Origin of the sequence: Rhodobacter ferrooxidans, assembly GCF_000176015.1 — a bacterium.
In the GTDB taxonomy this organism is placed as follows: domain Bacteria; phylum Pseudomonadota; class Alphaproteobacteria; order Rhodobacterales; family Rhodobacteraceae; genus Pseudorhodobacter_B; species Pseudorhodobacter_B ferrooxidans.
In genome coordinates this window covers 1-23,125 of the sequence record NZ_ACYY01000027.1, presented here as the reverse complement: position 1 = coordinate 23,125, position 23,125 = coordinate 1, and the positions used below count along the sequence as shown (strand labels likewise).

Genomic DNA, 23,125 nt, shown 5'->3' with positions numbered 1-23,125 from the left:
GCGCTGTTAGAAAAATATCCAATGGCCGTCTCGACGCCGCGCGATCCAATATATCCAAGTACGCCAATGAGGGCAGGCCAGCCAAAGCTTTCCCAGTTCAAGAACACCACCCGCTCAATGATGCGTTTCTTTCTCTGGAGTGGCCGATCGGACGTAGCTCTCAATCATTTCAATGAAGCGAGAAAATCCTGGATCGGTTGCTTGAAATCTCAGTGCTTTCAAAACACTTTCGGCCGAAAAGCCCTCCTTTCGAACCAAGCCAGCAAAAGCTTCATCGAGAAAGGACGACGGGTAACCTGCAGCTCCATCAAGAATCACGACTGCGTGATCTCCGCTCTTCATCACTGGGACAAGGAACTTCTTGCGGAAACTGGTACCGTTTCCTTTTCCGTCCTCAGGGTAACGTCCACCCGGAAACCGAGTGTAATCCTTCGCGATGTTGATCGTCGTAGTCATGATTCTACTCCTACTTCGGCATGACCCGTAGGTATGGTCCACTCGATAAGTGTACCCCCAATATGTAGGTCGCTATCGCTCTTCTCGATCGTCCCATCACCATAACATAGGTAGCAGCCGCGGCCGCTCAATATTCGCACTCTGCCACCTTCCAAACCCGTTACCGGAGCGACAACGTCCTTGAGCCCCTTTCCATGCCCCCCATCGCGCGAAGTTCGAGAAACCTCAATAGCTGCTTCGATCATGGCAGACGCGTCGTTTGAAAAACCTCCGATCAAGGGTACCTTGCTGATGTACTCTCTAATGCGCTCCCATTTTTGAGAACGCGGGAGTGTGGCCGGTATTCCAACACCCTGATCGTAGATCATGAACCTCACAGCGGATTCCTGTGGCGACCAACATGCCGTTGCCCACCAACGCTTCCACAAAGGCTGGAACTCGTAGTTATGGTCAGTCGGATAAGCATGAAGGGTGGAGTTGTAGGCAGCTTCAGTTAACGCTGCGTAAATCGTGGGATCTTGGCGAAACACGCCAGCAACAACTTCCAAATGTTCACCAATCCTATAGAGCATCTCACCGTCAAGCCGTGCGTCGGTGACCATCGGAAGAACAACAACCTCTTTTCCGTTGAAATCATCATTTGCGCTTCTCTCAATTCTTACGCCAAGTAGATCGAAAAATCCTAGCGAAGTGAGCGTGCGCTTCACAATTGGGTCCCAATTTTCCGTATCGCGAGGTTTCAGAGACGCGCGTTTCAAGCGTCGCCACCGATCAATTTCAGCAGCGAGCACTAGGGCTCCAGCTATTGAAATGTCCTTCACTGAAGCCAGATCAATGTATACTTTGTGTCGAACCCTCGATTTCGGCTTTGAAAGTGTTGCTCTTTTAAACTCTTGCAGGCTCTGCACTGTTTCAATGTAATTTGCAGAGAAGTTGAAGTTTTCGGAAAGAATGACGCGTTTCTCGATCCATTTTATTGGGCACCTTTTCGTTCTTTTTCGTTCCAGATTCTTTTGCCAGGAGCGAATAGCTCTCCGTGAAATTTTTATTGCATAAATGGGAGAAATTCGCTTCATTGCACGCCTAATTTCTGAGATCAACCATAGCCAGAGGAATAGAGCTGAGAGGCCATTAGGCGTCAAGTGATTGTCGTAGACTGCACCCACTCCGCCACGATCATCCCCGGCACGCCATCCACCGCCCGCTCTGCATCCCTTGCCAGATCCAGCCGCTTGCGCAACTTGACCTGAGGCACCAGCAGGAAGATCGGCACGGTCGCCACGCCGCGTCCGGTCTTCGATTTTGACGCCACAGCGCGACCCTTGGAATTCAACCGCCCCTCCGCCACCAGCAGACTCGGCCCCCGTCGGCGATAGATGAACACCAGGCGCAAGCCGCTGCGGCGTTCCCATTCGCCGGGGGTGATCCGGCCGCCTTTGCTGATTTTCCCCGCCGCCGGGGTGGGGATCGCCAGCCAGAAGCCATCCCTGGAGCGGATCAGCGGCCCGGTGTCATGCGCGCCGATGATCACCGGCGCGTTGGACCAGACCAGCGCCGCGGCATTCAGGCTGTCCTTTGCCTTCGGGTAGGTCGCGAGCCGAATCGAATTGCCGAGGCGAATGCCAAGGCCCGCGCCGGTGATTTGCGCCCGCCAGGCGGATTTCAGGGAGGTGCCTGCGCTGCGCATCGCCGCGGAGACCGCCTTTTCTCCGGCGGCGATTTCCGCCTGCATCAGCGCGACGATGTCGGGATCGAAGCTGATCTTCATTTTCATGACGGTCGCAGGTCCAGCGTCCAGATCAACCGCTCGCGGTCGCGCAGGGGTTCGCCCTGAATGGTGAAGCTGTCGCTGCCAATCACGATCAGATCGCCGGGGCGGGGATCGGGCAGGTCGGACAAGCGCACATCCACCATCATGGTGTCGCTGACAAATCGGCCCGCGCCGAATTCGGTGATCCGGTCCGGCGCACGGCGGATCACCCGGATCGGGCGTTCCGCCGATGTGGCGGCCGAGATCCAGACAGCGGCCACCGCCATGGAGGGGTTGGCATAGATGCGGTCCATGGCGGCGGCGAAGACGGTCATGATGATGTCCGCCCGCCGGTCAGTTCGAGCTGTGCAGGCGGATGGCGATGCGCGGCCGCTTGTTGACCGGCAGGATCGAGGCCTCGGTCATCAGATCAATCCAGCGGCCCTTCTCGTCCAGATGTTGGCGGGCGTAAAGCGGCAGACCCATGGTGTTGGCCGCCTCCAGCAAGTTCGCCGGGCCGCCATAGGTGGTGAAAGTGTCGATGGTGCCAAGCGGGAAGGCGATGCCCTCGCTGGCGGGCACCAGCCGTTCGGCCGCCCGGGTGGAAAGCGTGACGGTGCCGGAATATTCCTCGAAGAGGATGCCTGCGAAGGGGAAGTTGCGCCGCACATCCTCGCGCAAGGGCTGCGCGCCGGTTGCGGCATAGAACTTGTAGGCCTCCTCGGTCTTGGGATGCACGATCAACTTGTCGAAGAACTCGCGGCTGACCAGCGCATGGACCGAGGACATCGCCTCGCCCAGCAGATTGTCCTCGACCGCGCGCAACACCTCGCGCACCTTGCCCTGCACATTGGTGCCAGCAGTGCCGAGCAGGAAATCGACCGAGATTTGCGCCAGACCAAACTCGGTGAAGTAATTGTAGAGCGTGGTCCCGGCCCCGTCCTTCACGATGCCGCGCAGGGCGTTGATCTCCATGTATTCGCGGGTCTGGGCGTGCTTGCGGCGCATCAGCTGCAGCTTGCGGTTCATCACCTCGACCAGCGGGTCGGCGGCGTCAAATACGCCCAGCGCGGGAGAGCCCTGGATGTCGCCGGGCAGGATCACATCGTCATGCGGGATCCACGGCAAGGCGAAGGAGCGCATCGAGCGGCCTTCGCGGCTGCCGAGGGTGGCCGGGGCACCAAGCGGCACCGAGGGCAGAAGGCTGAGAACACCCTCGTATTGCTCGATGATCACCGAGCGCTGGGTGACGCCTTCAAAGCGGAAGAGGCCGATCTGGCCGAGGCGGGTGTAGAGGTTGGGCAGGATGTTGATGGCCTGCGTCATCTCGGCCAGCGAATAGCCGCCAGCGTCAAACGGATTGCGGACAAGGGTCATGGGGTGCTCCGAGGAAGGTGGGGGAAAACTGCGTCAGACGCCGTCGCGCGGGATGATGCCGACGGCGGCCAGCTGGCCGAGTTTGGTGGTGATCTTGGCCGCATCATCGACGGTGGCGTCGTAAGCGAGCCCGGCGCGGGAGACAATCGACGGGCCGCGGGCGATGATGATGCCGGTGGCGTCTGCGAGGGTGGCATCCACGGCGTAGAGCAGCACGGCCGATGCCGTCTGAGCCCCATCTGCGCCGCCGCTGGTGGCCAGCTTGTATTTGCCACTGGCGGTGATGCGCCCCAGCACGGCGCCGACCGGATAGGGCATGCCCTGCAGCAGGGTCACGCTCTCGCGGGTGTAGTTCGGGTTGGCCTCATATTTGAGGACATCGCCCATGCTGGGCGGTTGGATCAGGACAGGCATTGGTCAGTCTCCGGGATGGGTTGGCGAATGGGTAAGGTGCTCTGGATCAGCGCCTGGCGTCGGTCGCGGCCTTCTTTGCCGCGGCGATGATCGGGCTGTCCTTGGCGGCGGCAGCGGCGGGGGCGGTGGCGATGATGCCCGCCGCATCACTGCGGGCGGCGAGATCGGCCAGCACCCGGGCGCGCAGGGCCTCGGGTTTGAGGCCCTTGGTAACGGCATCGGCGGCGTCGATGGTCACGCCCAACCGGGCGGCCTGCGCGCAGACCTGCGCCACTTCAGCCGCCTCAACGCGGACAGCGTCGGCGGTCATGGCTCCGCCTGCGTTAGTTGTCGGCGCAGTTGCCACCGCGGCAGGAGGTTCAGCGACGGTCGGTGCGACCGGTGCCGCGGTCGTCGCGGCGGGCTGGGCGGCAATCGGTGCCGGGTTGGAGGCGTCTGTGGGGGTGGTGGTCATCTGAGGACCCTTTCTGCTGGGGGAATGAGGGCCGCGAGGGGCGGCGGCGAAGGCGTGGAAGGCCAGGACGGGATCGGCCAGATCGTCGGCCAGACCGGCATGAACCGCGGCCTCGCCGCGGAACACCGCCGCTTCGGTGCCCAGCGCCCGCGCCACATCGAGACGGTCACCCCGACCGTCCGCGACCGTCCGGGCGAAGAGCAGGCGAAGCTCTTCCAGCTCGGCCTGCATCCGGGACCGGACCGCTTCGGGCAGCGGCTGGTAAGGGTTGGCGTCGACCTTGTGCGATCCGGCGTGGATCAGCGTGACAGCAATGCCCTTCTGATCGAGGGCGCCGCTCATGTCGGTGTGCAGCGCCACGACGCCGATGCTGCCCACCGCCCCGGTGCGCGGCAGGATGATCCGGTCGGCTTGCGATGCCAGAACATAGCCCGCCGACAGCGCATGTTCGGCGACGAAGGCGCGGACAGGCTTTTGCGCTCGTGCCGCCCGGATGCGATCGGCGAGGTCAAAGGCCCCTGCCACTTCACCGCCGAAGCTGTCGATATCGAGGGCAATGCCGCGCACGCCGGGGTCGGCGAGCGCCGCCTGCAGCTGGGCGGCGATGCCCTCGTAGGAGGTGAGGCCCGAAGACTGGCCGATCCAGGCGCCGCGATGCACCAGCGTTCCGGCGATCTCGATCACCGCGATGCCGTCGATCAGGGCAAAGGGCTGACTGCCTCCCTGCTGATGCCGCTGGGCGAGGTCATTGCCGAACAGCGAAGCGCGGGCGGGCCGGGCGGCCGCCTTTGTCGCCGAACCTTCAACTTTCAGCCCTTGGAAAGTGATATCTTGGCCGGTGATGCGCGGCCCAAGCCCTGACATGAAGGCCAGCGCTTTGGCGGGATCCACCATCAAGGGGGTGTTGAAGGCACGCTGGGCGATCTGGGCGTGATGCATCACTGTTTGTCCTTGGGGTCAGGCCGGACATCAGCGGTGTCATCGGCCTTGTCTTCGTCTGCGGCATCGCCACCCTGATCCGCGTTGTCGTTGCCCTTGGCGTCACCCGGCCCCTGCGCAGGCGACCCCGGGCGGCGGAAGTCGAGGCCCAGCGCCAATTCCCTCTTCCTCTCGGCGGCAATTTCGCGGTCGACCTGTTCGGCGTCATAGCCGCGCTCCGACAGAGCCTGGGTGCGGGATTTGAGGCCTGCCTCGATCTGCAGGATCTCGGCCGAGGCGTCTTTCATAGGGTCAATCCAGTCCCACTTGGTCGGCAACCAGGCGCAGGCCTGATATTGGCGGCGCTGGCTGTCATAGCCGGGCAGGTCCAGTGCGCCCGACAGCACGGCCACGTCCATCCAGCGCGTCCAGACCGCGCGGCACATCTGGAACACCAGCACGCCATGCTGCCAGGCCGAGATGCGGCGGCGGAACTCGATGAGGCTTATCCGCGTGTTGGAGAAGTTGCCCTTGGCGGTGTCGCCGGTCAGATAGCCGTAGGGAATGCCCAGCGCCGCGCCGATCTGCAGCAGGGTGCGGTACTGGAAGAGCTCGTAGGTGCCGCCGGAGTCGGGCGTCGCCGGGGTGGAAACATCCTCGCCGGGATCGAGACGGACCACCTGGCCGGGTTCGACCTCCAGATCCTCCTCGGTCGGTTCCAGCGGGGTTTCCGGGGCGGGCGAGGTGATGAACATCGCGAACATCGCCGCGATCTTCTTCCGCTCGAGTTCCGCGTCGTCATAAAGGTCGAGGGTGAACAGTTTCACGATGGCGGCGGCAAAACGCGACACGCCGCGCAGTTGGCCCGCTTCCACCGGGTCAAGGACATGGATCACATCAGCGGCGGGCACGCGGGCGGTTTCGCCGGATAGCCCCGGATCGGTCAGATCACCCGGATGGCGGCGCAGGAAGTGATAGGCGACGCGGCGGCCGATACCGTCGAACTCGATCCCCTGGCGGATCAGCCCAGCGCCGGGCAGGGTGCGGTTCATGTCGAGGGGCAGCATTTCGGCGGGCAGCATCTGCAATTGCAGCGGCACGGTCAGCCCATCCTCTGCGCGGCGCGGGCGGATGCGGACAAACACCTCGCCCGACAGGAACACCTCGCGCGCGGCCCGGCGCTGCAGCCCGTAGAAATCGGTCAGGCCTTCGGCATCTGCATCATCGGTCCATGCCAGCCAGAGCGCCTGCAGCTCTTCCTTCTTGGCGGCATCGGCGATGGTCGAAGAAGGCTTGATGCCATCGCCGACGACATTGCTGGCGAAGCTTTCCACGGCATTCGCGGCATAGCCGTTATTCCGGACCAGCCAGCGCGCCCGGGCGGTGATGGTATCGCCGGAGGCCGCGATCAGTGTGTTCACATGTGCGCGGCTGGCCCGGAACCCGCGCAACCGACGATGGGCCTGTGCCGCGTCGAAGCCACCGATGATCGACCCCAGCCGCTGGCGGAACGCCTCGAACGCCATGGATCACAGGCCCTTCGAGGCGACGGTGCCCCAGCGCCGACGACGCGGGCTGCCGGTGGTGGCGGTGGCAATCCGGGTTTCCAGATCTGCGATGGCGTTCGCCAGTTCGGCATCCGAGCCATAGGTGATCGATTTGCCATCATAGCTGACCGAGCGAACACCCGCGTAACGGGCCTCCTGCAGTGCGGCCAGCAGGGCGCGCATCCGTTCCAGATCCATCTCAGTCCCTCATGAAGTTCGGTGTCCAGGCCCGGCGTTTCCGCCGGGACGTGGTCGGTGTTCCGGCCTTTGGCGCGGTCGGCCCCTCAGGCGTTGCAGGAATTGCCACGGGCGCCTGCGGCCTGATCTCGACACCGGCCTGCGCCTCCAGCCGTCGCCAGGTCGTCTCGTCCCAGCGGTCGGCGCCCATGATCCAGGCCGCAGCCCTTGCATAGACGCGGGTGTCCAGCGCCTCGTTGCGTTCCCGCATTTTCTGCCATTCCTGGTGGGCATAGCCGCGCTTGTTGCGCACGTTGACCAGCTGTTCGGCCACCAGCTGCTTCAGCCATTCGGTGTCGATCCAGTCGGGCAAGTGTACCGTGCCGGGGGCGTCCAGCACGCCCAGCGCCCGGTCCTCGTCCGAAGGGCGTTCAAGCCGCAGGAAGCGGTAGGTCTCGGTCTTGAAGGTGGCGGTGGCTACCGACCAGAGCCGGGCGCCGCGGCGCAGACGCTTGCCGCCGATGGTGGCGTCGACATAGGTCGGCCCCGACACCGGCGTCGCGCGGTTGAAGCCTTCCAGACCCTTGATCGGTGCGACCTGCTCAAAGCCCTGCCTGCGCGCCCAAGTGTAAACCGCCGGGGCCTCGTAGCCGGTGTCGATCGCCAGCTTGCCGATCAGCATCACCGCGCCATTGGCGCAGACCCATGTTTGACCCAGCAGGGTAGTCAGCTTGTCCCAGCAGACCGGATCGTCTGGGCCGCCCGGGATGACGATGTGATCCACGAGCCAGGACTCCAGGCCCCGGCCCCAGGCCCAGACATCGACCTCGATCCGATCCTTCTGCACATCGACGCCCGCGGTCAGGAACAGCCCGCCTGCGGGGATTTGCACGCCCGCGTAAGCCTCACGGCGTTCGGCCAGCCGCTGCCATTCCGGCGCGTCGCCCGACTCCACCCAAGTCTCGCCCAGCAAGGTATTGCGGGCGGCGCGCAGCATTTCCTCGGAGCCCTGCGCCGCCAGCCAGTCGCGGGCGATCTGCTGCCAGCTTTTCCAGCCCAAGGGCGAATAGAACGCCGAGATGTGGAAGCCGATGGAATGCGGATCGGCGGAAACGGCGGTCGCCCGCCATTCGCCACGTTCCAGCATCTGCGTCTTGTGATGCTCGGCGATCGCCTTCTCGCAGGCCTCGCAATGATAGGCCGCCGTGTCAGGCCGCCCTTTGTCCCAGCGCAGCCGCTCAAACTGCAGCCATTGCATCGCCCCGCAATGTGGGCAGGGCACGAAGTAGCGGCGCTGGTCCGATGCCTCGTATTCCCGCTCGATCCGGCTCAGGCCCCGGATTGTCGGGGTGGAGACCATGAACACCTTGCGACGGTGCGAGAAGGTGGTGGTCCGCGCTTCGGCCAGCGTGACCGGGTCACCTTCCGCGTCAGCCGAGGGCGGATAGGCGTCGACCTCGTCCAGAAAGATGTAGCGCGCGGGCATCGACCGCAGGCCGGTGGCCGAATTGGCGCCGGTCAGCACCAGAATGCCGCCGGGGAATTCCTTCGACAGCATCGAGTTGCCCGCATCGCGCGACCGGGCCGGGTTCACCCGTTCGCGCAGGGCCGGGCTTTCCGCGATCAGCGGATCGAGCCGTCCGCGCGAGGTGCGCTTGGCCATCTCGACCGTCGGCAGCACCGCCAGCATCGGCCCCGGCGCATGGTGGATCACGAAGCCGATCCAGTTGTTGCCAGCCTCGGTCGCGCCGACCTGTGCAGCTTTCATGAAGCTGATGCGCTGCGCCGGATGGCGGGGCGACAGCGCATCCATGATCTCGCGCAGATAGGGCGTGCGGGCGGTGCGATATTGTCCCGGTTCGGCCGAAGCCCGCGACGACAGCTTGCGGTGCTGGTCTGCCCATTCCGACACCGTCAGGTCCGGGTCGGGCCGCATCCCCCGGCGCCAGGTGCGCAGGATATCCTCGGCGCCGTCAAAGCCAAGGTCGAGGTCCGCGGTCAGAACGTCCTTGGCCGTGTCGTCGCTATCCGAGGCTGACCCGGAGATCGGCGAGGGCGGCGAGTTGCGCTCTGACATGGGTTTCCAGCACCCTCTGCAGGATTGCGGCCTCGATGATCACCGGTCGCTCCGGTCGGACCGGTCGCACCGGATTGCCGGATTGTTTTTCCACCTCCGCTGCCACTTCGGCCGCCATCAGCGCCGCCACTCTGCTGGGCCAGGTGACCCAGGTATCGCGCTCCTCGCGCGCCAGCCGGAACACCAGCGTCTCCGCCCGGGCGCGGTCGACCAGCGTGCCCTTCTTCTTCTGGATGCCAAGCTGCTTGTCCTGCGCCTGGTAGACGGTCAGAGCGGTGCGGGCCTTCAGATAGGACGAGCTGTCCGCAGGCCCGCTGAACCCGGTATCGCCAGTGCTGCGCCGCTGCTGATCTGGGTCGGTCATCTCGCCGCGACGCACATCGGACGCCGCCGCATTGATCGACCCGTCGCCATAGACCACCAGCCGCCCGGCTTTGCGGGCCTTCTGGATCGCCCCGCGCGAGAGGCCGGAATGGGCGGAATACTCGCGCTCGCTCATGCCGTCCATGGCGCTGTAAACTCCAGATAAATCAATGATATTGCTTGGTATTCAGTTGATTACACTCCGCATCGGAGCGATTCTGATTGCACCTGAACGATGCAACTCAGCGAAGGATAACCACGTCATGACCACCCGCCGCGCCACCGTCCCGAACGAAAAGGCCCTCGAATCCTTCCTCGCCGCCAAACGCCGGATCGACGACATGCTGGCCCGCATCCTGACCCTCAGCGACAACCATTTCGACACCGACCCGAACGCCGTGCATTGGGGCGATGTTGGCACCCTGAACCATTATTCCAGCCTGCTGCGTCAGATCACCGACATCGCCTTCAGCGAGGGCGAATTCGCCAAATGATACGGAAGCGCATCAAACAGGCCCCGCGATGGCGGGGCTTGTTTGCGTAGAAGGGGCGCCAAGCAGCGCGCCCCAGATCCGGAGGTTGCCATGATCAAACTCACCGACACCCAGACCATCATCCTCAGCGCCGGGGCCCAGCGCCCCGACAACATTGCCTTGCCACTGCCCAAGGGGCTGGCCGGTGCTGCGGCGAAGATGGCCGTCAGCAAGATGATCGAACATGGCTGGCTGCAGGAGGTCGATGCCAACCTGCGCCGCGGCGAGCCGCTCTGGCGTGAAACTGGCGACGGACATGGGACCACGCTGGTGGTCACTGACGCGGGGCTGCTGGCCATCGGGATTGAGCCGGTGGTGGTGAAGACGGTTGCTGCGATCCGCGATCATGCCGCCAAGGCTGCCGCCCCCAAGCCGCCGAGCCAGCGCGCCGGAACTAAGCAGGCGCAGGTCATCGCTATGCTACAGCGTTCCGATGGAGCCACCATCGCCGAAATCGTCGAGGCAACCCAGTGGCAATCTCATACAGTCCGAGGCTCCATCGCGGGTGTGCTCAAGAAGAAGCTTGGCCTGCTGATCACCACCCAGAAGGTCGAGGGCCGTGGGACGGTGTATGGGATACCGTTGTGTGATCACAAGCAGTGAGCTGCATTCCAAGGCTTTTCAAATGGCCTTCGCCGCATCCCGACATTTTTCGCAGAAGTATAGAACATCCAATTCGACGATACTTTCGAGAGAGCCGCTCGTGCTGAGCGCACAGAAGACAAACACATGCCTATCTGCATCAATACGGAAATTCATCGCGGCGGGATGGCGATGCTTTACTTTGTTCAGCGCCTTTTCAAGGCTGATATCGGTAATCAACGGTGATGCAGGGAGACCTGCATTGCCCGGAACCGCGGTGATGATGTCAACATCTGATTGAGACGCGTTTGGTTTTGATCGACCAGAAACCGCGGCCATCGAAGTCGCGAAATTTGAGCTTGCATATTTTGGGTCTTGCTTTCGACTGTCCCGAATTCGCATCAGTTCGCCGATCACATGATCGAAGCAGATCATTGCTTCTTCACTCGCTTTTCCAGCCTGTTGAAGCTGGTTGCTCTGCCAGCGGCGTGTAAAAATCAGTGATAGATTTTCAAGCTTTTCAATCGCATCTTCAATGTTGGAGAAACCTCTTCCATTTCCGACGACGAGAAACTCAGTGTGTCCCACGCTACAACTACCTTCCATCGCCCAGTGTGTACTGGCCTTGCTTCACTGTTCCCGAGCAACATCAGCGCTGGCCCACGACCTGCTCGCTCTCCCCATAGATGAAATGGCGGCCCTTCAGTCAATCTAGTTGTGTAACAACTGCCTGCCGCCCGGTTGCCATTTCCCACCGCCGCACCGCCACGTCGCAATAGACCGGGTCCATTTCCATGGCGAAACACAGCCGCCCAGCGCGCTCGGCAGCGATGATCTGGGTGCCGGAGCCGCAGAACGGCTCATAGATCAGGTCGCCGGGATCCGAGAATGCTGTTAGCACTGCCTCGACTAGCGCCACCGGGAACACTGCTGGGTGCGACCCCGCTGCGCCGAGCCCACCCTTGTGGCGCATAATCCGGAAGACGCTGTCTGGGATACGATGGCTCTGGATCGCGTTTCCGGTTCCGGTCTTGGCATGGACGGTGCCGTCGGCCCCGCGCAGCCCACCCCCGCCGAGAGTTTCGCCTGCGTGCTTGGAGGGTACGGTCTTGTGCGGTTTGCGCGGCGCGCGGTTGAAGTGGAAAATGAACTCGTGCGACGGAGCCAGGCGGCCGTTCCAGTCGCCCGGTAAACCGGGGCCCTGATCCCAGACATACCAGCCAAACCGCCGCCAGCCAGATGCGCGCATCCATTCCACCCATCCTTCCCAATAGGGCTGCCATTCGCTGTCGCGATGCACGAGGCCGAGGTTGACCAGCAGCTGCGCCTCGGCGGTGACCGGCGCTGTGGCGAACACGCCCTGCATCAGCGCATCCCAATTTCCGACCTTTTCCTTGGCGGCACCGTAGTCCCGCTGCTGCGCATAGGGCGGCGAGGTGAACATCAGGGTGGCCTGTTCGCCCTGCATCAGCCTGGCGACGACGGCCGGATCGGTGGCATCGCCGCAGCATAGCCGGTGCTTTCCCAGCGCCCAGATGTCGCCCGGCTTCGTGATCGGATCAGCGGGCGGGGCCGGGATCGCATCGGCCGCATCATCAGAAATCGCAGGGCGGTCGTCAGCGTCTGCCAGCAGTGCGTCCAGTTCATCCTCGGGGATCCCGATCAGCCCGAGGTCGAAATCCTCAGCCAGTAGCGCCTGCAGTTCTTGCAGCAGCAGGGCGTCGTCCCAGCCGCCCAACTCGGTTAGCTTGTTGTCTGCAATCCGATAGGCGCGGCGCTGGGCTTCGGTTAGGTGGCCGAGGACGATCACAGGGGCTTCGGAAAGCCCGAGGTGTGCGGCGGCCAGGATGCGACCATGGCCAGCGATCAACTCGCCGTCGGCCGCGACCAGCACGGGCACGGTCCAGCCAAACTCGGCCATGCTGGCGGCAATCTTCGCCACCTGGTCGGCATCATGGGTCTTGGCGTTTCGTGCGTAGGGCTTCAGCCGGGCAAGGGACCAATGCTCGATCCTGCCCGGCAGGAGGGGCACGTTCATGCCGCCAGCCTTTTCGCCTTCAGTTCGGCAAAGGTCTCGCCGGTGTCAGCCAAGACGGCGTTCGCGCCGGTGAACTGCTGCCAGCGCTCGATGGCCACGTCGACGTAGACCGGGTTCAACTCGATCCCGAAACACACCCGCCCGGTGGTTTCTGCCGCGATCAGGGTGGTGCCTGATCCCATGAAGGGTTCGAACACCGCCTGACCGGGGCTGGAATTGTTGAGGATCGGGCGGCGCATGCACTCCACCGGCTTCTGTGTGCCGTGGACGGTGGCGGCGTCCTGGTCCTTGCCGGAAATGTGCCACAGCGTGGTCTGCTTCCGATCCCCGGCCCAATGGCCCTTGCCGGTCTTTTTGACGGCATACCAGCAGGGTTCGTGCTGCCAGTGGTAATCGCCGCGGCTGAGGACGAGGCGATCCTTGGCCCAGATGATCTGCGACCGCACTGCGAAACCCGCCGCCACCAGACTTTCGGCAACGGTCGAGGAGTGCAGCGCGCCGTGCCAGACATAAGCCACGTCGCCGGGGAACAGCGCCCACGCCTCCCGCCAATCCGCTCGGTCGTCGTTCAACACCTTGCCGGTGCGTTTAGTCTTGGCCGCGCCCGCCTGGTTGCGCCAGGAGGGATCGTACTCAACGCCATAGGGCGGGTCCGTCACCATCAGCAACGGTCGAACATCTCCCAGCAAGCGTCCGACCACATCGGCGGAGGTACTATCGCCACAAATCAGCCGGTGCGATCCGAGCTGCCAGAGGTCACCCGCCACTGACACCGGCGCGACCGGCGGTTCGGGGATGTCGTCCTCACCCTCGACCGCGCCGCCGTCCACCTGATCCGGATCGCGCAGCAGGGCGTCCAGATCCTCGTCGGTGATCCCGAGCAGCGACAGGTCGAAATCCTCGGCCAGCAGCCCCGCGATTTCATCACGCAGCATGGCCTCGTCCCACTCGCCCAACTCGGTCAGCTTGTTGTCTGCGATCCGGTAGGCCCGGCGTTCGGCCTCGTCGAGGTGACTGAGCCGGATCACCGGCACCTCCTTCAAGCCCAGCAGGGCCGCCGCCAGCACCCGACCATGCCCGGCGATCAGCTCGCCATCGTCAGCCACCATGCAGGGCACGGTCCAGCCGAACTTGGCCATGCTGGCCGCGATCTTCGCCACTTGCTCCGTGCCGTGGATCTTGGCATTGCGGGCGTAGGGCCGCAGTCGGTCAATCGGCCAAGTCTCGATTTGGCTCGGCGCAAAGACCAGGTCCATGGGGTGGCTTTCATGTGGGGCAGGGCGGATAAGCCGATGCGCGCAGGGCGATGCCAACGGCTGAAACGGGATCCGCGATATGGGAAAAACGAAAGCGCCCGCGAGGGTGTCCTCCGGGCGCAATTCTTCGATGATCAAGGGGTAGGTCAAGGGGAGCAGCTTTGTCAAACGAAAAATACGCGTGGATTCAACAGCTTCCCGGCAGATGGCTTCCGCTGGCTGGCTTCCGGCAAGGTGGCTTCCGCAAACTGGATTCCTTGGCTTCCGCAAAAGAATCCAGCACGCCAAGATCGTGATTTCGCATGCCTTTGATAATGAGTCACTTTCCCGCCGATCAGGCGCCAGGTGGATTCCGCCTGGATTCCCCGGTGAAAGTGCCTGTCGCTAGCGAAACGCCGCGCTGCGCCCCCCCGCATACGCTCAGGGCCGGGGAGGAACCATTGGGAGGGGGTAGGCGCGGCCTCTGAACGACGTACTCGGCCCTCAGTTGCCGTTCAGCCTCGGCGAAGCGCTGCAGTGCGGCGTCGCCGAACCGGCCATTTATTTCCACTGCAGCGAAATCAGCTCCCGAATGACGGCGATGCGGACAAAGCAGTCAGCGTCATGCATGATAGCTCCCTTTCATCGATGTTGAAGCCACTTGGCGGTTAGAAGCTCATGCGCCTTGTTGTCGTCCCAGCACAAAGTGACCCAACTTGTCGAAGTCGGATAAGAGATTTCAATTCGGCCCGGGCGATATTTGGCACCTCTCAAGAACGGGTACTTGGTCAGATCATGCGCTTCGAGCAGCAGTACGAAGCGAAATCCCATAATGTTGAACGCCAGAGCTTCGATGTCGTCATCCTCGTTTGTAAGCGGCTGGAATTGAAACCTCACCGAATTCTCGGTTAGATCGCCGATATTCATGGTGCAGTAGAGACCTGCTCCTTCAGGCCAGTGCCGTGGATCATCAAGCATGTCGAGTATCGATTCGTCGCGCGCGAATGCGCCTGACAGCCGTTTCCCTCCATGCGCTAAATTGCGAGAGACCGCCGCTGCCTTCGCAGTTTTCAAAAGCCAGCGTTCGAGATCATGCCCGGAAAGAAGCGCGTGTCGCGGTCCAGTATCGTGTTCAAGATATGACCTGAGCGATGCGAAGAAGTAACACGCGGCAGAATCGAGCGGGCTAAGCGAGCTGTTGTGCTTGCGACAAAGACATTTTGCTTGTGGAGGCGCGATTATCTTCGTCTCACCTGCCTCGAGCCAAGGAACGCCGGAGATCGAAAACTCGCCGTCTCCCATCAAAACCTGACAGACAGATTCAGAAATGATGTGCTCGCCAGAAATGGGCCCGATACACGAGCCCAACTCTTTCATGTAGCATTTCTCGACGCGCCCCGCCGGAGGCAGGGTTTTGAGTCCAAGTATGGCGGGCCTCTTATGCCATTGCCAGCCCTTCCCGGTGAAGCAACAAAGGTGCGCGGTTTCGCCCGAGCCACATGGGCACGGCCCGTTCAAAGCAGCTTCCCGCTTTCGTTTCGCCTCACCCATCGCAGTGCATCGCGACCTAAATTGCCCAAGCAGAAGCTGCCGGAAAACGTCGCTGCGCACAACTATAACAGTTGGTCCATTGTCCCTTTGGGCTCGAAGCGGCCATTCCGCGGCGCAGCAAAGGGTCAGACCAGAGTGGTCAAGGTTGATCGACGTGTTCGGCCCATAGCCGCCGGTTGGCCCTCCCGGAGTAGGCCTCCGAAGCGGTCAGTCGAGGGCGCTGCAGCGAAGGGACCGACCAGCCCTTTGCTGTAGACTGTGCGGGACTCAGCGCAAAGCCTCACGCCGTCGCTGAGGGCGGAAAGTCGTCAACCCCATGCCTTTGACCGGGCGGCGTTCGTGGACTGCCTGCTCCAGTGCAATAGCGGGAGTATCACCCCAAGACAAAGCCCAAATGAACGCGAGTGTTTCTCTTTCGCCATCGACCATATGCGGTTTGAAGTCATGCGCGGAATGCAACTGCGTTTTCAGCACGATATCCACTCAGACCTATCGCCTCGCGGAGTCCAGCGACCACAACGGTAATCTATTATCTCTTTAATCTCCGCTTCGACCCGTCCTGCGGCCTCATCGGGCGGAGAACTAATTGTCGCTCTGACTTATGCTTGACACTTTTGCCTTGCTCAGCACCGTCACTCGATGAACAGGCCAGAGCATCTTGACGACCGAAGGATGGTCATTGCACTGCACTAGGACAAGTGCATCTCCAGTTTCTGCAATGATCGAATATTTAGCCAGATCATTCTCCAGCTGCAAATTTAAATAGACGCATGACGCCATTGACAATCTAAGGCCGTAGAAACCAATTACGAAACTCGTGGAGGTGATTGCGAATGCGGTCCAGCCAATTTGCGCAGCAAGCACCCTACTGTCGGAAACGCTCTTGCGGTTGAAAAAATTGTAGAAGCTCGGTGAGAAAACTTCAACTATGGAGAACCGGAACTCTCCGGCATAGATCGCAAGATAAGAGGCCCAGTACACAAAAAGCAAAACAGTATTAATCTCCACGAAGTAATCTATAGGGAAGTATATTAAAACGGCCGCCACAACCCATAGGGCAAGCAAGGTTATTAACTTATCATTTACAACAAATCTTCTTAAAGGAAGCAGTAAAGCTATTAGTTTTGTCCTGCGCGCAGTGATCTGTCGAAGTCCGAGGCGCAAGAATCCGTAGGCAAGTGTGGAAATTGCACCTGGAACAAAAAAAGCAAAAGCTAGTGGGTGGATGTAGTTGGAAAATCGAACAGTTCCCGATGCAAAAACTGAAAAATCGCGCAGACTCCAAATGTAGCCAACTCTGAACGAGAGCGCCATTGAGGCAACTGCCAGAATAGCAGAAGTCACACTGATCAGCGCTTTCGCCAGAAAGTTCGACCTGCCCCAAAGATCGTGCAAAAGTTGACTTAACGTATGGAGGTGGCCTTCTGGATCTTTACTGGTTGTCATTTGCGCTCACAATTTAAAGATTACTCACCGAACTGGGCGGATGGCAATTTAGTGCGCCTAAAATTACTGTAGACCCGAACCTCTAAACAGATATCTTAAGCAGCCTCCGACGCAGGCATGGATAAAACTTATCGCCAGTCACGGCCGGGATCAACCGCTATCCGAGCGGGTCGCGAATGGCCGCTATCGGCCGATTGCCGCGGATGCAATGCCGCGAGTTCACTGGCCGCTCCCCGCCCATTCCGTCGATTGAGAGCCGCAGATTCCGCGAAATGATTGAACTGCTTTGCTGGCCAGGTTCTGCGGGTGGAACATGGCATCGCACCCGAACCGTTCCGTGCGCTTTGGGGGGGCGTTTGCATTTCTGCCGCCGCTCGCCCGGCCAAGTCGTTCGATCAGATGCAAACGCGCTGCCAGAACATTTCCCTTCGCACCGCACGTTCTATTCGCACCCCGCGTTACGGCTTGCCTCTGCCCTTGCCGAGGGTCAGCATGAGGGCAAGCGGACTTGCCGGAGGCAGACATGCAGAACACCCATCCGATACTGAACATGGTCGAGGCGCATCGCGACGATCTGGCGGCGCTGGCCGACCGGGTCTGGGCCACGCCCGAACTGCTTTATGGCGAGTTCGCCTCCTGCGCGGCCCATACCGACGTGCTGCGCGCCAAGGGCTTCCGCGTCACCGAGACCGTGGCGGGCATTCCGACGGCGGTGATGGGCGAGGCGGGCAATGGCGGGCCGGTGATTGCCATCCTGGGCGAATACGATGCCTTGCCGGGGCTGAGCCAGCAGGCGGGAATTGCCGAGCCGCGGCCCGTGATTGAGGGCGGCAACGGCCATGGCTGCGGGCACAACCTGCTGGGTGCGGCCTCGCTTCTCGCTGCCTGCGCGCTGAAGGACTGGCTCGCCGCCACCGGCATCCCGGGCCGGGTGCGCTATTATGGTTGCCCGGCCGAAGAAGGCGGCGCCGCCAAGGCATTCATGGTGCGCGACGGCGCCTTTGCCGATGTGGATGCCGCGATCACCTGGCACCCCGACTGCATGACGCGGGTGGACGACCCCGAAAGCCTGGCGAACATGCGGATGGATTTCGAGTTCGCCGGCCGCGCCGCCCATGCCGCGGCGACACCTCACCTTGGCCGCTCGGCGCTTGATGCCGTGGAACTGATGTCGGTCGGCGTGAACTACCTGCGCGAGCACATGGTGAACGGCGCGCGCATCCACTACGCCTACCTTGATGCAGGCGGCACCGCGCCGAATGTGGTGCAGGCCAGCGCCAAGGTGCGCTATTCGATCCGCGCGCTGGAACTGGCCGACATGCTCGCCCTCGTCGAACGGGTGAAGGATGTGGCACGCGGGGCAGCGCTGATGACGGGGACCGAGGTCGCGTTCAAGGTCATCTCGGCCGTGTCGAACAACCTTGTCAACGAGGTCATGGACCATGCCATGCACCGCGTGCTTGAAGAACTCGGCGGCGTGCCGTTCGACGAGGCCGATCACGACTATGCCCGTGCCATCCAGGCGACGCTGAGCGGGGCCGACCTGGCCGCACCCTACCGCGGCGTGGCGATGGAGCCGCGCGACGGCGAGTCCCTCTGCGATTACATCGTGCCGCTTCGCCCTGGCGGCGAAAAGATGGTGGGCTCGACCGACGTGTCGGACGTGACCTGGGCCGTGCCGACAACCGAGGTCCTGGTGGCCACCCACGCGATCGGCACGCCGGGGCACAGCTGGCAGATCACAGCACAGGGCAAGGCTCCCGCGGCGCACAAGGGCATGACCCATGCCGCCAAGGCGATGGCGCGGCTGGGCCAGATGCTGTGCGAAGACGCGGGCCTCCTGGCCGATGCCAGGGCCGAACACGCCCGCCGCCTTGGCCGCACCCCCTATGCGAGCCCTCTCCCGGCCGACCTGGCCCCGCCGCTGATACCGCGCCCTGCGTGATCCAAAACGCGCGGCCCTATGGTACCGAATGAGACCGGTTCGAGAGCATCAGCGTTGTTGGATCTGGTCGGGCGACATCAAAATGATCTCGGGCTTGCCTTTGTACATCTCGATCATGCCGCTGATCGCAACGATCCGGCCTTCCATGTCGCGGGCATCTGGGAATAAATCAGCGTAATCCTCGAAGACCACGGCATAGAAGACTTCATTCGGAAAGCGGCCGCCGAAGTTCAGGAAAATGGTGCCTTTGTCGCTGACAGACACTTGGTCAATTGCTCCTTCGACCGTGGTCTGTTCACCGACGTGATACACGGCATTCTGCGGGGAAATTGTCTCGGACTGCGCAGCACTCGCGAGGCACAAGGCAAGCCCTACTGCGCAAAAAGACCTTATGACATGCAGCATTACTTCTCCGTTCGGAAAGAACCTCTGCCGAGTTTTTGCGATGCTCGGACGAAAACGCGGACGAATCCTTGGCATTCCGCGTCAGGGTACAGTGCGGCGCTGCCTGTAGCCAGTGGTCCTTTCCCAGCATACTGCCGCACCGAGCAACAACCTACTAAAATACCGAAAAGTTACTCTTGACCCATATCCAATTTCCAAGAAGGATTCAGGGCTCTCAGCTACCCAGCAGTAATCCCGAGTTGCGTCAACGTTTCCGGAGTGATTGTGCCAGTTTGTTGGAGCCCGAAATTCTTCTGGAATTGCAGCAAAGCTGCGCGAGACGCAGGGCCAATCACCCCGTCAATTGCACCATTGTAGTATCCGTAGGCCGTGAGAGCAGTCTGGACCTGTCTCACGATCTCAGTGAATCGAGGTGAATTTCCCGGGAGCGTGAGTAAACCAGTTCTCGGCGGAGCTGAATAGGTAGGTGGAGTATAGCTGTAGCCGCCCGTCGAGGAACGGTGGCTCGCATGGGAACTATGAGACGCGTGCGAACTATGGCTTCGATGATTTGCAAGAGTGAAGAAATGGTCCAATGCAAATTTCTGGAACAGGGTCGATTTCCCGCCCATATCCTGGGAAAAACCATTGGGTGCGAGAGCTTGAACGTCTTGCGGAGTGAAACCTGCAGCTGCCAGCGTCGAGATCAGGAATCTTTTCATATTGCACCTAATTTAGAAAACGCACCGTTTTTTGGGTGCCACGCAAAGAAGCCGCTACACAACGGCCTAGCCGAGCACCCACCGCACTGCGCCATATATACGTTCTTCCAATCCGAAATGGAACGCAAGGACCGGCGTCGATATGGCTCAGGAACGGAACAGAGAGGGAAATTGTAGAGGGTCGTTTCGATACCGCGGATGTCTGCTGTGTCAAGTGCTCTCGCTATGGGAGCAAAATTGGCCGAATTGTCGAAGAACTCCTCTTTCCATACCCGACGGCCGAAGCCAATATTTTCCATTTGCATGATGGCCCAGTAGTCAATGAAGGCAAGATTTCGCGAGACGAAGACCGCCATATCTTCGAGTGCCGCTACGTTAGAGCGCAATAGAACCGTACGCAACTCAATTCGAGCACCGGAACGGCCGAGTAGGGCTAACGATTCCATTAGGCGAGCGAACGCGCCGTTCTTTTTGACGATTCTGTCGTGAAGACAAGAGTTTTCTGAATAGAGTGGAATGCCCCAAAGGACATGTTTGGGGTCGAGTTCCTCGACGTCTTTCATGTCTTCCTTGTCGAAGTGTTGGCCGTTAGTGAGCACGTGGAAAAGAAGATCAGGTCGCGTTCGTCTCGCATTCAATAACATTGAAAAAAGCGCTTCCTTGTGTAGAAGCGGTTCACCGCCGGAAATTCCGATCGCAGCTCCAAATGGCGCGATTTGAAGAGCTTCAGAGAACACCCCAAACATGTCCGCATGTCGCTTCTTTGGAGGCTGTGAGCACATAATGCAAGCTTGGTCACACTGCTCGGTCACAAGGAGAGTATTGTGCGCAGAGTTGGCACGGATAAGCCGGTGCAGCGTCGTCTGTTGTGGAAACATCAGCACGACATCGCCGTCAATTTCGGAAGGATCTTCAATTTTGACCGACAGGGTGAAGCCTTGGACGTCAAATTCTAGGTGACTTGACTCAGCGCGGGTCAGCCACACATCGTTTCCGCGCGCTGAGAACTGGTCATCCGTTCCGGAGCATCGGAGTCGCAGGACAATTGGTGTGTCGATTGGCAGACGGGAACACGATAGGCGTAGAGGGATCATGAATGCCTCGGTGTGGTATCAGCTGGCAAGCTTGCGACCCCGAGCCAGCTTCGAACGGTGTGCTGAGTTGCAGCATCCGCCGAGTAGATGAGCTCAAATGCGAGTTCGAAAAGCCCTTGATGGACCTGGCAGTGATCCGTTGTTGGTCGCGGCAGGTCGATGCGGCCATATCGAGACAGGTCGTCGATTATATCGAGCCCGCAATAGGCTTGGAACGCACAATGCTGGCAGTCGGGATCATCGAAGTTTGAAACTTGGGTCTGGAGCGTTGCAATCTTGTTTTCGTCGAATCCTGTCCTGACATGCCCGATTGAAAGGTCGATCTGGCCAACCCTTGTCATCATGCGCGCTTCATCCGAGGGGTACAAAGCACCATCAAAATCGATGACGATGTAGTCTTGCGCGATCCAGTTCGGGTTGCGCAAATTAACATGACCATGTTGGCCGCCTTGAACAATCCTACGAATGAGGTGTGCGATGTAGAATTCTTCGACCGGTTCGGCCACAATTGCGTTGTGGGAAACCACTGCGCGCACAAACTGTCGGTAGTAATCAATCCAGGCATTCGGCGTGGTGGCGAAATCGTAACGCTTTCGGGCAAACCCTTGGTAGTTAACGCGCCGGAGAAAAATAGATCGAAGGCCCAGCGCGACAAATGACCGAATTACATCGGCGGGTTCGGGCAAATCGACTGGATCGAACGTAGGAAGTGCTGAAATCTTTTCTGGTCCCAATTCTGTGGCTGCACGCAAAAGATTCATCTCAAAGCGGTGGGTTGCTTCTGGCGTTTTTGTGCGTTGCCGCTGATGCTGGATCATGGTGCCGTCAAATGATGTGCTGAGAACTGTATCGGTGGCCGAGAGGAAGTGCCAAGCCTCGGCGGAGAGATTCTGTAAGTTTGTGCAAACGACGAACTGCACCTCTTCAAATCGGTCGCGACAATAGTCACGGACTCTTTCCAGAAGATCGATTCGAAGCAGGCATTCACCCCCTTGAAACTCAACTTTGAGCTTGGGCCCAGCGTTTTCGCCAAGCCAAAGAAGAACCGCTTCCAACTGCTCTTCAGACCAGTCAAAACCATTCGCATTCACGTTGGCACGGGATACTTGGCAATAGGAACAGGCAAGATCGCAACGCAATGTCGGTATCAGAATGACAAAATCGAGTTCCTTTACCCGATTGATTCGTCGCGACCAACGAGCGGCAAACCCAATGAAATTAATATCTCTCTCATGAAGAAATGCATGACCGTTCCGCAGCAGGAATTTTTGGTCGTTTGCTGTCAGTTTTCCAGAGATATACCTTGTGAGGAAGGCTTCGGAACTGCGAAAAAAACCGCCAGCATCGTCGGTTATGATCAGTCCGCCGTCCTTCACTTCTCTAAATTTGAGTGGCCAGACGTGCATCAGGAATGTACCGAGCGCCAAAGCATGGCACGCAATTCCGCACCCTCAGAGTAGATCTTCATGCGGACTAAGGTGTAGTGAATATCGCGTCTCAGATCGGCATCGACTGCTGGTCCGTGTACTTCGATCCCGGTCTCAGACAGGGCGAACTCGAAGTTGGGGTACAAGTAGGAGAGCCGGGCAATAGCCTCTCTTGCGTGTCCTCGCAGTTCATCGGGAACGGCGACTATGACCGTTTCAGTGGGACGCTTTGCGCGGTCGGTCATCATCGTCATCACCTTAATACGTGTTCGCATACTGCTATGCTTTTGGTTGAGTTTACATGTGGCTAATTCGCGCGAAGTAGGCGTTTCGGCACTCCCACTTCGAATCCGAAGCACGCATTGAAGCCGAACTTTGTGTGCCTAGACGCAACCTGCAGCGCAAAATTACCGGGCTGACAATCTGAAGCTCAGCGGAAAATCCGGGCACTGGACCCAACATTTGATCTGCGGTCGCTAGCTTTCAGAAGGGTCCGACTTTTGCAATGGTCTTGTCGAATTCCGCTTCCGCACAGCAAAGCCTGTTTTGCTGCATCCCAAAACGACCACAAACTGCCCACATCGTCGATGTTACCGATTTCCCCACGGCCGCACCTTCGGCATCGCGGCCGTCAC

General features: G+C 60.5%; 25 protein-coding genes. 3 read left to right on the top strand and 22 right to left on the bottom strand.

The features are described 5' to 3' along the window. Positions 1-114: 114 nt before the first annotated feature. The 11 genes from RSW2DRAFT_RS17545 to RSW2DRAFT_RS15025 all read right to left on the bottom strand — a co-directional run bounded on the left by RSW2DRAFT_RS17545 (position 115) and on the right by RSW2DRAFT_RS15025 (position 9,678). Positions 115-456, bottom strand: a complete 342-nt coding sequence (locus RSW2DRAFT_RS17545; protein WP_083800725.1) for an STAS-like domain-containing protein — start codon at positions 454-456, stop codon at positions 115-117. Beyond that, positions 453-1,532, bottom strand: a complete 1,080-nt coding sequence (locus tag RSW2DRAFT_RS18090) for a hypothetical protein (protein ID WP_008032472.1) — start codon at positions 1,530-1,532, stop codon at positions 453-455. Before RSW2DRAFT_RS18090 ends, RSW2DRAFT_RS17545 begins: the two co-directional genes overlap by 4 nt. Positions 1,533-1,594: 62 nt before the next feature. Beyond that, on the bottom strand, positions 1,595-2,230 hold the full coding sequence (locus RSW2DRAFT_RS15065; RefSeq protein ID WP_008032470.1) for a DUF6441 family protein: 636 nt from the start codon (positions 2,228-2,230) through the stop codon (positions 1,595-1,597). After that, a complete protein-coding gene (locus RSW2DRAFT_RS15060) occupies positions 2,227-2,541 on the bottom strand; it encodes a head-tail joining protein (RefSeq protein ID WP_008032469.1) in 315 nt (104 codons plus the stop codon). Before RSW2DRAFT_RS15060 ends, RSW2DRAFT_RS15065 begins: the two co-directional genes overlap by 4 nt. A gap of 19 nt (positions 2,542-2,560) precedes the next feature. After that, positions 2,561-3,583, bottom strand: coding sequence for a major capsid protein (locus tag RSW2DRAFT_RS15055; protein WP_008032467.1), 1,023 nt, complete (start codon positions 3,581-3,583; stop codon positions 2,561-2,563). 33 nt (positions 3,584-3,616) lie between these two features. Further along, on the bottom strand, positions 3,617-3,997 hold the full coding sequence (locus RSW2DRAFT_RS15050; protein WP_008032465.1) for a head decoration protein: 381 nt from the start codon (positions 3,995-3,997) through the stop codon (positions 3,617-3,619). 46 nt (positions 3,998-4,043) lie between these two features. After that, a complete protein-coding gene (locus RSW2DRAFT_RS15045) occupies positions 4,044-5,390 on the bottom strand; it encodes a S49 family peptidase (protein ID WP_008032464.1) in 1,347 nt (448 codons plus the stop codon). Next, positions 5,390-6,895 (bottom strand): phage portal protein, encoded by a 1,506-nt coding sequence (locus RSW2DRAFT_RS15040; RefSeq protein ID WP_008032463.1) that lies wholly within the window; start codon positions 6,893-6,895, stop codon positions 5,390-5,392. The genes RSW2DRAFT_RS15045 and RSW2DRAFT_RS15040 overlap by 1 nt, the downstream gene beginning before the upstream one ends. Positions 6,896-6,898: 3 nt before the next feature. After that, a complete protein-coding gene (locus RSW2DRAFT_RS15035) occupies positions 6,899-7,114 on the bottom strand; it encodes a phage head-tail joining protein (protein WP_008032462.1) in 216 nt (71 codons plus the stop codon). A gap of 1 nt (position 7,115) precedes the next feature. Beyond that, positions 7,116-9,170, bottom strand: coding sequence for a phage terminase large subunit family protein (locus RSW2DRAFT_RS15030; RefSeq protein WP_008032461.1), 2,055 nt, complete (start codon positions 9,168-9,170; stop codon positions 7,116-7,118). Beyond that, the gene (locus tag RSW2DRAFT_RS15025) at positions 9,118-9,678 is read right to left on the bottom strand and encodes a hypothetical protein (RefSeq protein ID WP_008032460.1); all 561 of its coding nucleotides are present in this window, start codon (positions 9,676-9,678) and stop codon (positions 9,118-9,120) included. Before RSW2DRAFT_RS15025 ends, RSW2DRAFT_RS15030 begins: the two co-directional genes overlap by 53 nt. A gap of 118 nt (positions 9,679-9,796) precedes the next feature. Between RSW2DRAFT_RS15025 and RSW2DRAFT_RS15020 the strand changes: the two genes are divergently transcribed. Continuing rightward, a complete protein-coding gene (locus RSW2DRAFT_RS15020; RefSeq protein WP_008032459.1) occupies positions 9,797-10,027 on the top strand; it encodes a hypothetical protein in 231 nt (76 codons plus the stop codon). Positions 10,028-10,117: 90 nt separating this feature from the next. Further along, on the top strand, positions 10,118-10,669 hold the full coding sequence (locus RSW2DRAFT_RS15015) for a DUF3489 domain-containing protein (RefSeq protein WP_008032458.1): 552 nt from the start codon (positions 10,118-10,120) through the stop codon (positions 10,667-10,669). Positions 10,670-10,687: 18 nt separating this feature from the next. On the opposite strand, the gene RSW2DRAFT_RS18085 is transcribed toward RSW2DRAFT_RS15015, so the two are convergent. The 6 genes from RSW2DRAFT_RS18085 to RSW2DRAFT_RS18075 all read right to left on the bottom strand — a co-directional run bounded on the left by RSW2DRAFT_RS18085 (position 10,688) and on the right by RSW2DRAFT_RS18075 (position 16,918). After that, positions 10,688-11,236 (bottom strand): hypothetical protein, encoded by a 549-nt coding sequence (locus RSW2DRAFT_RS18085; RefSeq protein WP_156790756.1) that lies wholly within the window; start codon positions 11,234-11,236, stop codon positions 10,688-10,690. Positions 11,237-11,354: 118 nt separating this feature from the next. Beyond that, complete coding sequence (locus RSW2DRAFT_RS15010; protein WP_008032455.1) at positions 11,355-12,686, bottom strand: site-specific DNA-methyltransferase; 1,332 nt, start codon at positions 12,684-12,686, stop codon at positions 11,355-11,357. After that, positions 12,683-13,942: a site-specific DNA-methyltransferase gene (locus RSW2DRAFT_RS15005; RefSeq protein ID WP_008032454.1), complete on the bottom strand. Its 1,260-nt coding sequence runs from the start codon at positions 13,940-13,942 to the stop codon at positions 12,683-12,685. Before RSW2DRAFT_RS15005 ends, RSW2DRAFT_RS15010 begins: the two co-directional genes overlap by 4 nt. 621 nt (positions 13,943-14,563) lie before the next feature. Beyond that, positions 14,564-15,298 carry a hypothetical protein gene (locus RSW2DRAFT_RS18390; protein ID WP_198008116.1) on the bottom strand — a complete coding sequence of 245 codons (735 nt, stop codon included), beginning with the start codon at positions 15,296-15,298 and terminating at the stop codon, positions 14,564-14,566. A gap of 441 nt (positions 15,299-15,739) precedes the next feature. Continuing rightward, positions 15,740-15,955: a hypothetical protein gene (locus RSW2DRAFT_RS18080; protein WP_156790755.1), complete on the bottom strand. Its 216-nt coding sequence runs from the start codon at positions 15,953-15,955 to the stop codon at positions 15,740-15,742. Positions 15,956-16,054: 99 nt separating this feature from the next. Continuing rightward, the gene (locus RSW2DRAFT_RS18075; RefSeq protein WP_008032451.1) at positions 16,055-16,918 is read right to left on the bottom strand and encodes a hypothetical protein; all 864 of its coding nucleotides are present in this window, start codon (positions 16,916-16,918) and stop codon (positions 16,055-16,057) included. Between the two features lie 523 nt (positions 16,919-17,441). Here RSW2DRAFT_RS18075 and RSW2DRAFT_RS14990 point away from each other — a divergent pair. Further along, positions 17,442-18,863: an amidohydrolase gene (locus RSW2DRAFT_RS14990; protein WP_008032448.1), complete on the top strand. Its 1,422-nt coding sequence runs from the start codon at positions 17,442-17,444 to the stop codon at positions 18,861-18,863. Between the two features lie 48 nt (positions 18,864-18,911). On the opposite strand, the gene RSW2DRAFT_RS14985 is transcribed toward RSW2DRAFT_RS14990, so the two are convergent. The 5 genes from RSW2DRAFT_RS14985 to RSW2DRAFT_RS14975 all read right to left on the bottom strand — a co-directional run bounded on the left by RSW2DRAFT_RS14985 (position 18,912) and on the right by RSW2DRAFT_RS14975 (position 22,738). Further along, entirely contained in the window at positions 18,912-19,268 is a 357-nt protein-coding gene (locus RSW2DRAFT_RS14985) for a hypothetical protein (RefSeq protein ID WP_008032446.1), read from the bottom strand. A 218-nt stretch (positions 19,269-19,486) separates the two neighbouring features. Continuing rightward, positions 19,487-19,879, bottom strand: coding sequence for a peptidoglycan-binding protein (locus RSW2DRAFT_RS18810; RefSeq protein ID WP_394295243.1), 393 nt, complete (start codon positions 19,877-19,879; stop codon positions 19,487-19,489). Positions 19,880-19,965: 86 nt separating this feature from the next. Further along, a complete protein-coding gene (gene hxsC, locus RSW2DRAFT_RS17535) occupies positions 19,966-20,955 on the bottom strand; it encodes a His-Xaa-Ser system radical SAM maturase HxsC (protein WP_198008115.1) in 990 nt (329 codons plus the stop codon). Between the two features lie 104 nt (positions 20,956-21,059). Then, positions 21,060-22,490, bottom strand: coding sequence for a His-Xaa-Ser system radical SAM maturase HxsB (gene hxsB, locus RSW2DRAFT_RS14980; RefSeq protein WP_232209696.1), 1,431 nt, complete (start codon positions 22,488-22,490; stop codon positions 21,060-21,062). After that, a complete protein-coding gene (locus RSW2DRAFT_RS14975) occupies positions 22,469-22,738 on the bottom strand; it encodes a hypothetical protein (protein WP_008032441.1) in 270 nt (89 codons plus the stop codon). Before RSW2DRAFT_RS14975 ends, hxsB begins: the two co-directional genes overlap by 22 nt. Positions 22,739-23,125 lie beyond the last annotated feature (387 nt).

Bases quoted from the DNA above. Each gene is read 5' to 3' on its own strand.
- RSW2DRAFT_RS17545 (WP_083800725.1), bottom strand. From the start codon at position 456: ATGACTACGACGATCAACATCGCGAAGGATTACACTCGGTTTCCGGGT.
- RSW2DRAFT_RS18090 (WP_008032472.1), bottom strand. From the start codon at position 1,532: ATGAAGCGAATTTCTCCCATTTATGCAATAAAAATTTCACGGAGAGCT.
- RSW2DRAFT_RS15065 (WP_008032470.1), bottom strand. From the start codon at position 2,230: ATGAAAATGAAGATCAGCTTCGATCCCGACATCGTCGCGCTGATGCAG.
- RSW2DRAFT_RS15060 (WP_008032469.1), bottom strand. From the start codon at position 2,541: ATGACCGTCTTCGCCGCCGCCATGGACCGCATCTATGCCAACCCCTCC.
- RSW2DRAFT_RS15055 (WP_008032467.1), bottom strand. From the start codon at position 3,583: ATGACCCTTGTCCGCAATCCGTTTGACGCTGGCGGCTATTCGCTGGCC.
- RSW2DRAFT_RS15050 (WP_008032465.1), bottom strand. From the start codon at position 3,997: ATGCCTGTCCTGATCCAACCGCCCAGCATGGGCGATGTCCTCAAATAT.
- RSW2DRAFT_RS15045 (WP_008032464.1), bottom strand. From the start codon at position 5,390: ATGCATCACGCCCAGATCGCCCAGCGTGCCTTCAACACCCCCTTGATG.
- RSW2DRAFT_RS15040 (WP_008032463.1), bottom strand. From the start codon at position 6,895: ATGGCGTTCGAGGCGTTCCGCCAGCGGCTGGGGTCGATCATCGGTGGC.
- RSW2DRAFT_RS15035 (WP_008032462.1), bottom strand. From the start codon at position 7,114: ATGGATCTGGAACGGATGCGCGCCCTGCTGGCCGCACTGCAGGAGGCC.
- RSW2DRAFT_RS15030 (WP_008032461.1), bottom strand. From the start codon at position 9,170: ATGTCAGAGCGCAACTCGCCGCCCTCGCCGATCTCCGGGTCAGCCTCG.
- RSW2DRAFT_RS15025 (WP_008032460.1), bottom strand. From the start codon at position 9,678: ATGGACGGCATGAGCGAGCGCGAGTATTCCGCCCATTCCGGCCTCTCG.
- RSW2DRAFT_RS15020 (WP_008032459.1), top strand. From the start codon at position 9,797: ATGACCACCCGCCGCGCCACCGTCCCGAACGAAAAGGCCCTCGAATCC.
- RSW2DRAFT_RS15015 (WP_008032458.1), top strand. From the start codon at position 10,118: ATGATCAAACTCACCGACACCCAGACCATCATCCTCAGCGCCGGGGCC.
- RSW2DRAFT_RS15010 (WP_008032455.1), bottom strand. From the start codon at position 12,686: ATGAACGTGCCCCTCCTGCCGGGCAGGATCGAGCATTGGTCCCTTGCC.
- RSW2DRAFT_RS15005 (WP_008032454.1), bottom strand. From the start codon at position 13,942: ATGGACCTGGTCTTTGCGCCGAGCCAAATCGAGACTTGGCCGATTGAC.
- RSW2DRAFT_RS18390 (WP_198008116.1), bottom strand. From the start codon at position 15,298: ATGAAAGAGTTGGGCTCGTGTATCGGGCCCATTTCTGGCGAGCACATC.
- RSW2DRAFT_RS18075 (WP_008032451.1), bottom strand. From the start codon at position 16,918: ATGACAACCAGTAAAGATCCAGAAGGCCACCTCCATACGTTAAGTCAA.
- RSW2DRAFT_RS14990 (WP_008032448.1), top strand. From the start codon at position 17,442: ATGCAGAACACCCATCCGATACTGAACATGGTCGAGGCGCATCGCGAC.
- RSW2DRAFT_RS14985 (WP_008032446.1), bottom strand. From the start codon at position 19,268: ATGCTGCATGTCATAAGGTCTTTTTGCGCAGTAGGGCTTGCCTTGTGC.
- RSW2DRAFT_RS18810 (WP_394295243.1), bottom strand. From the start codon at position 19,879: ATGGGCGGGAAATCGACCCTGTTCCAGAAATTTGCATTGGACCATTTC.
- RSW2DRAFT_RS14975 (WP_008032441.1), bottom strand. From the start codon at position 22,738: ATGATGACCGACCGCGCAAAGCGTCCCACTGAAACGGTCATAGTCGCC.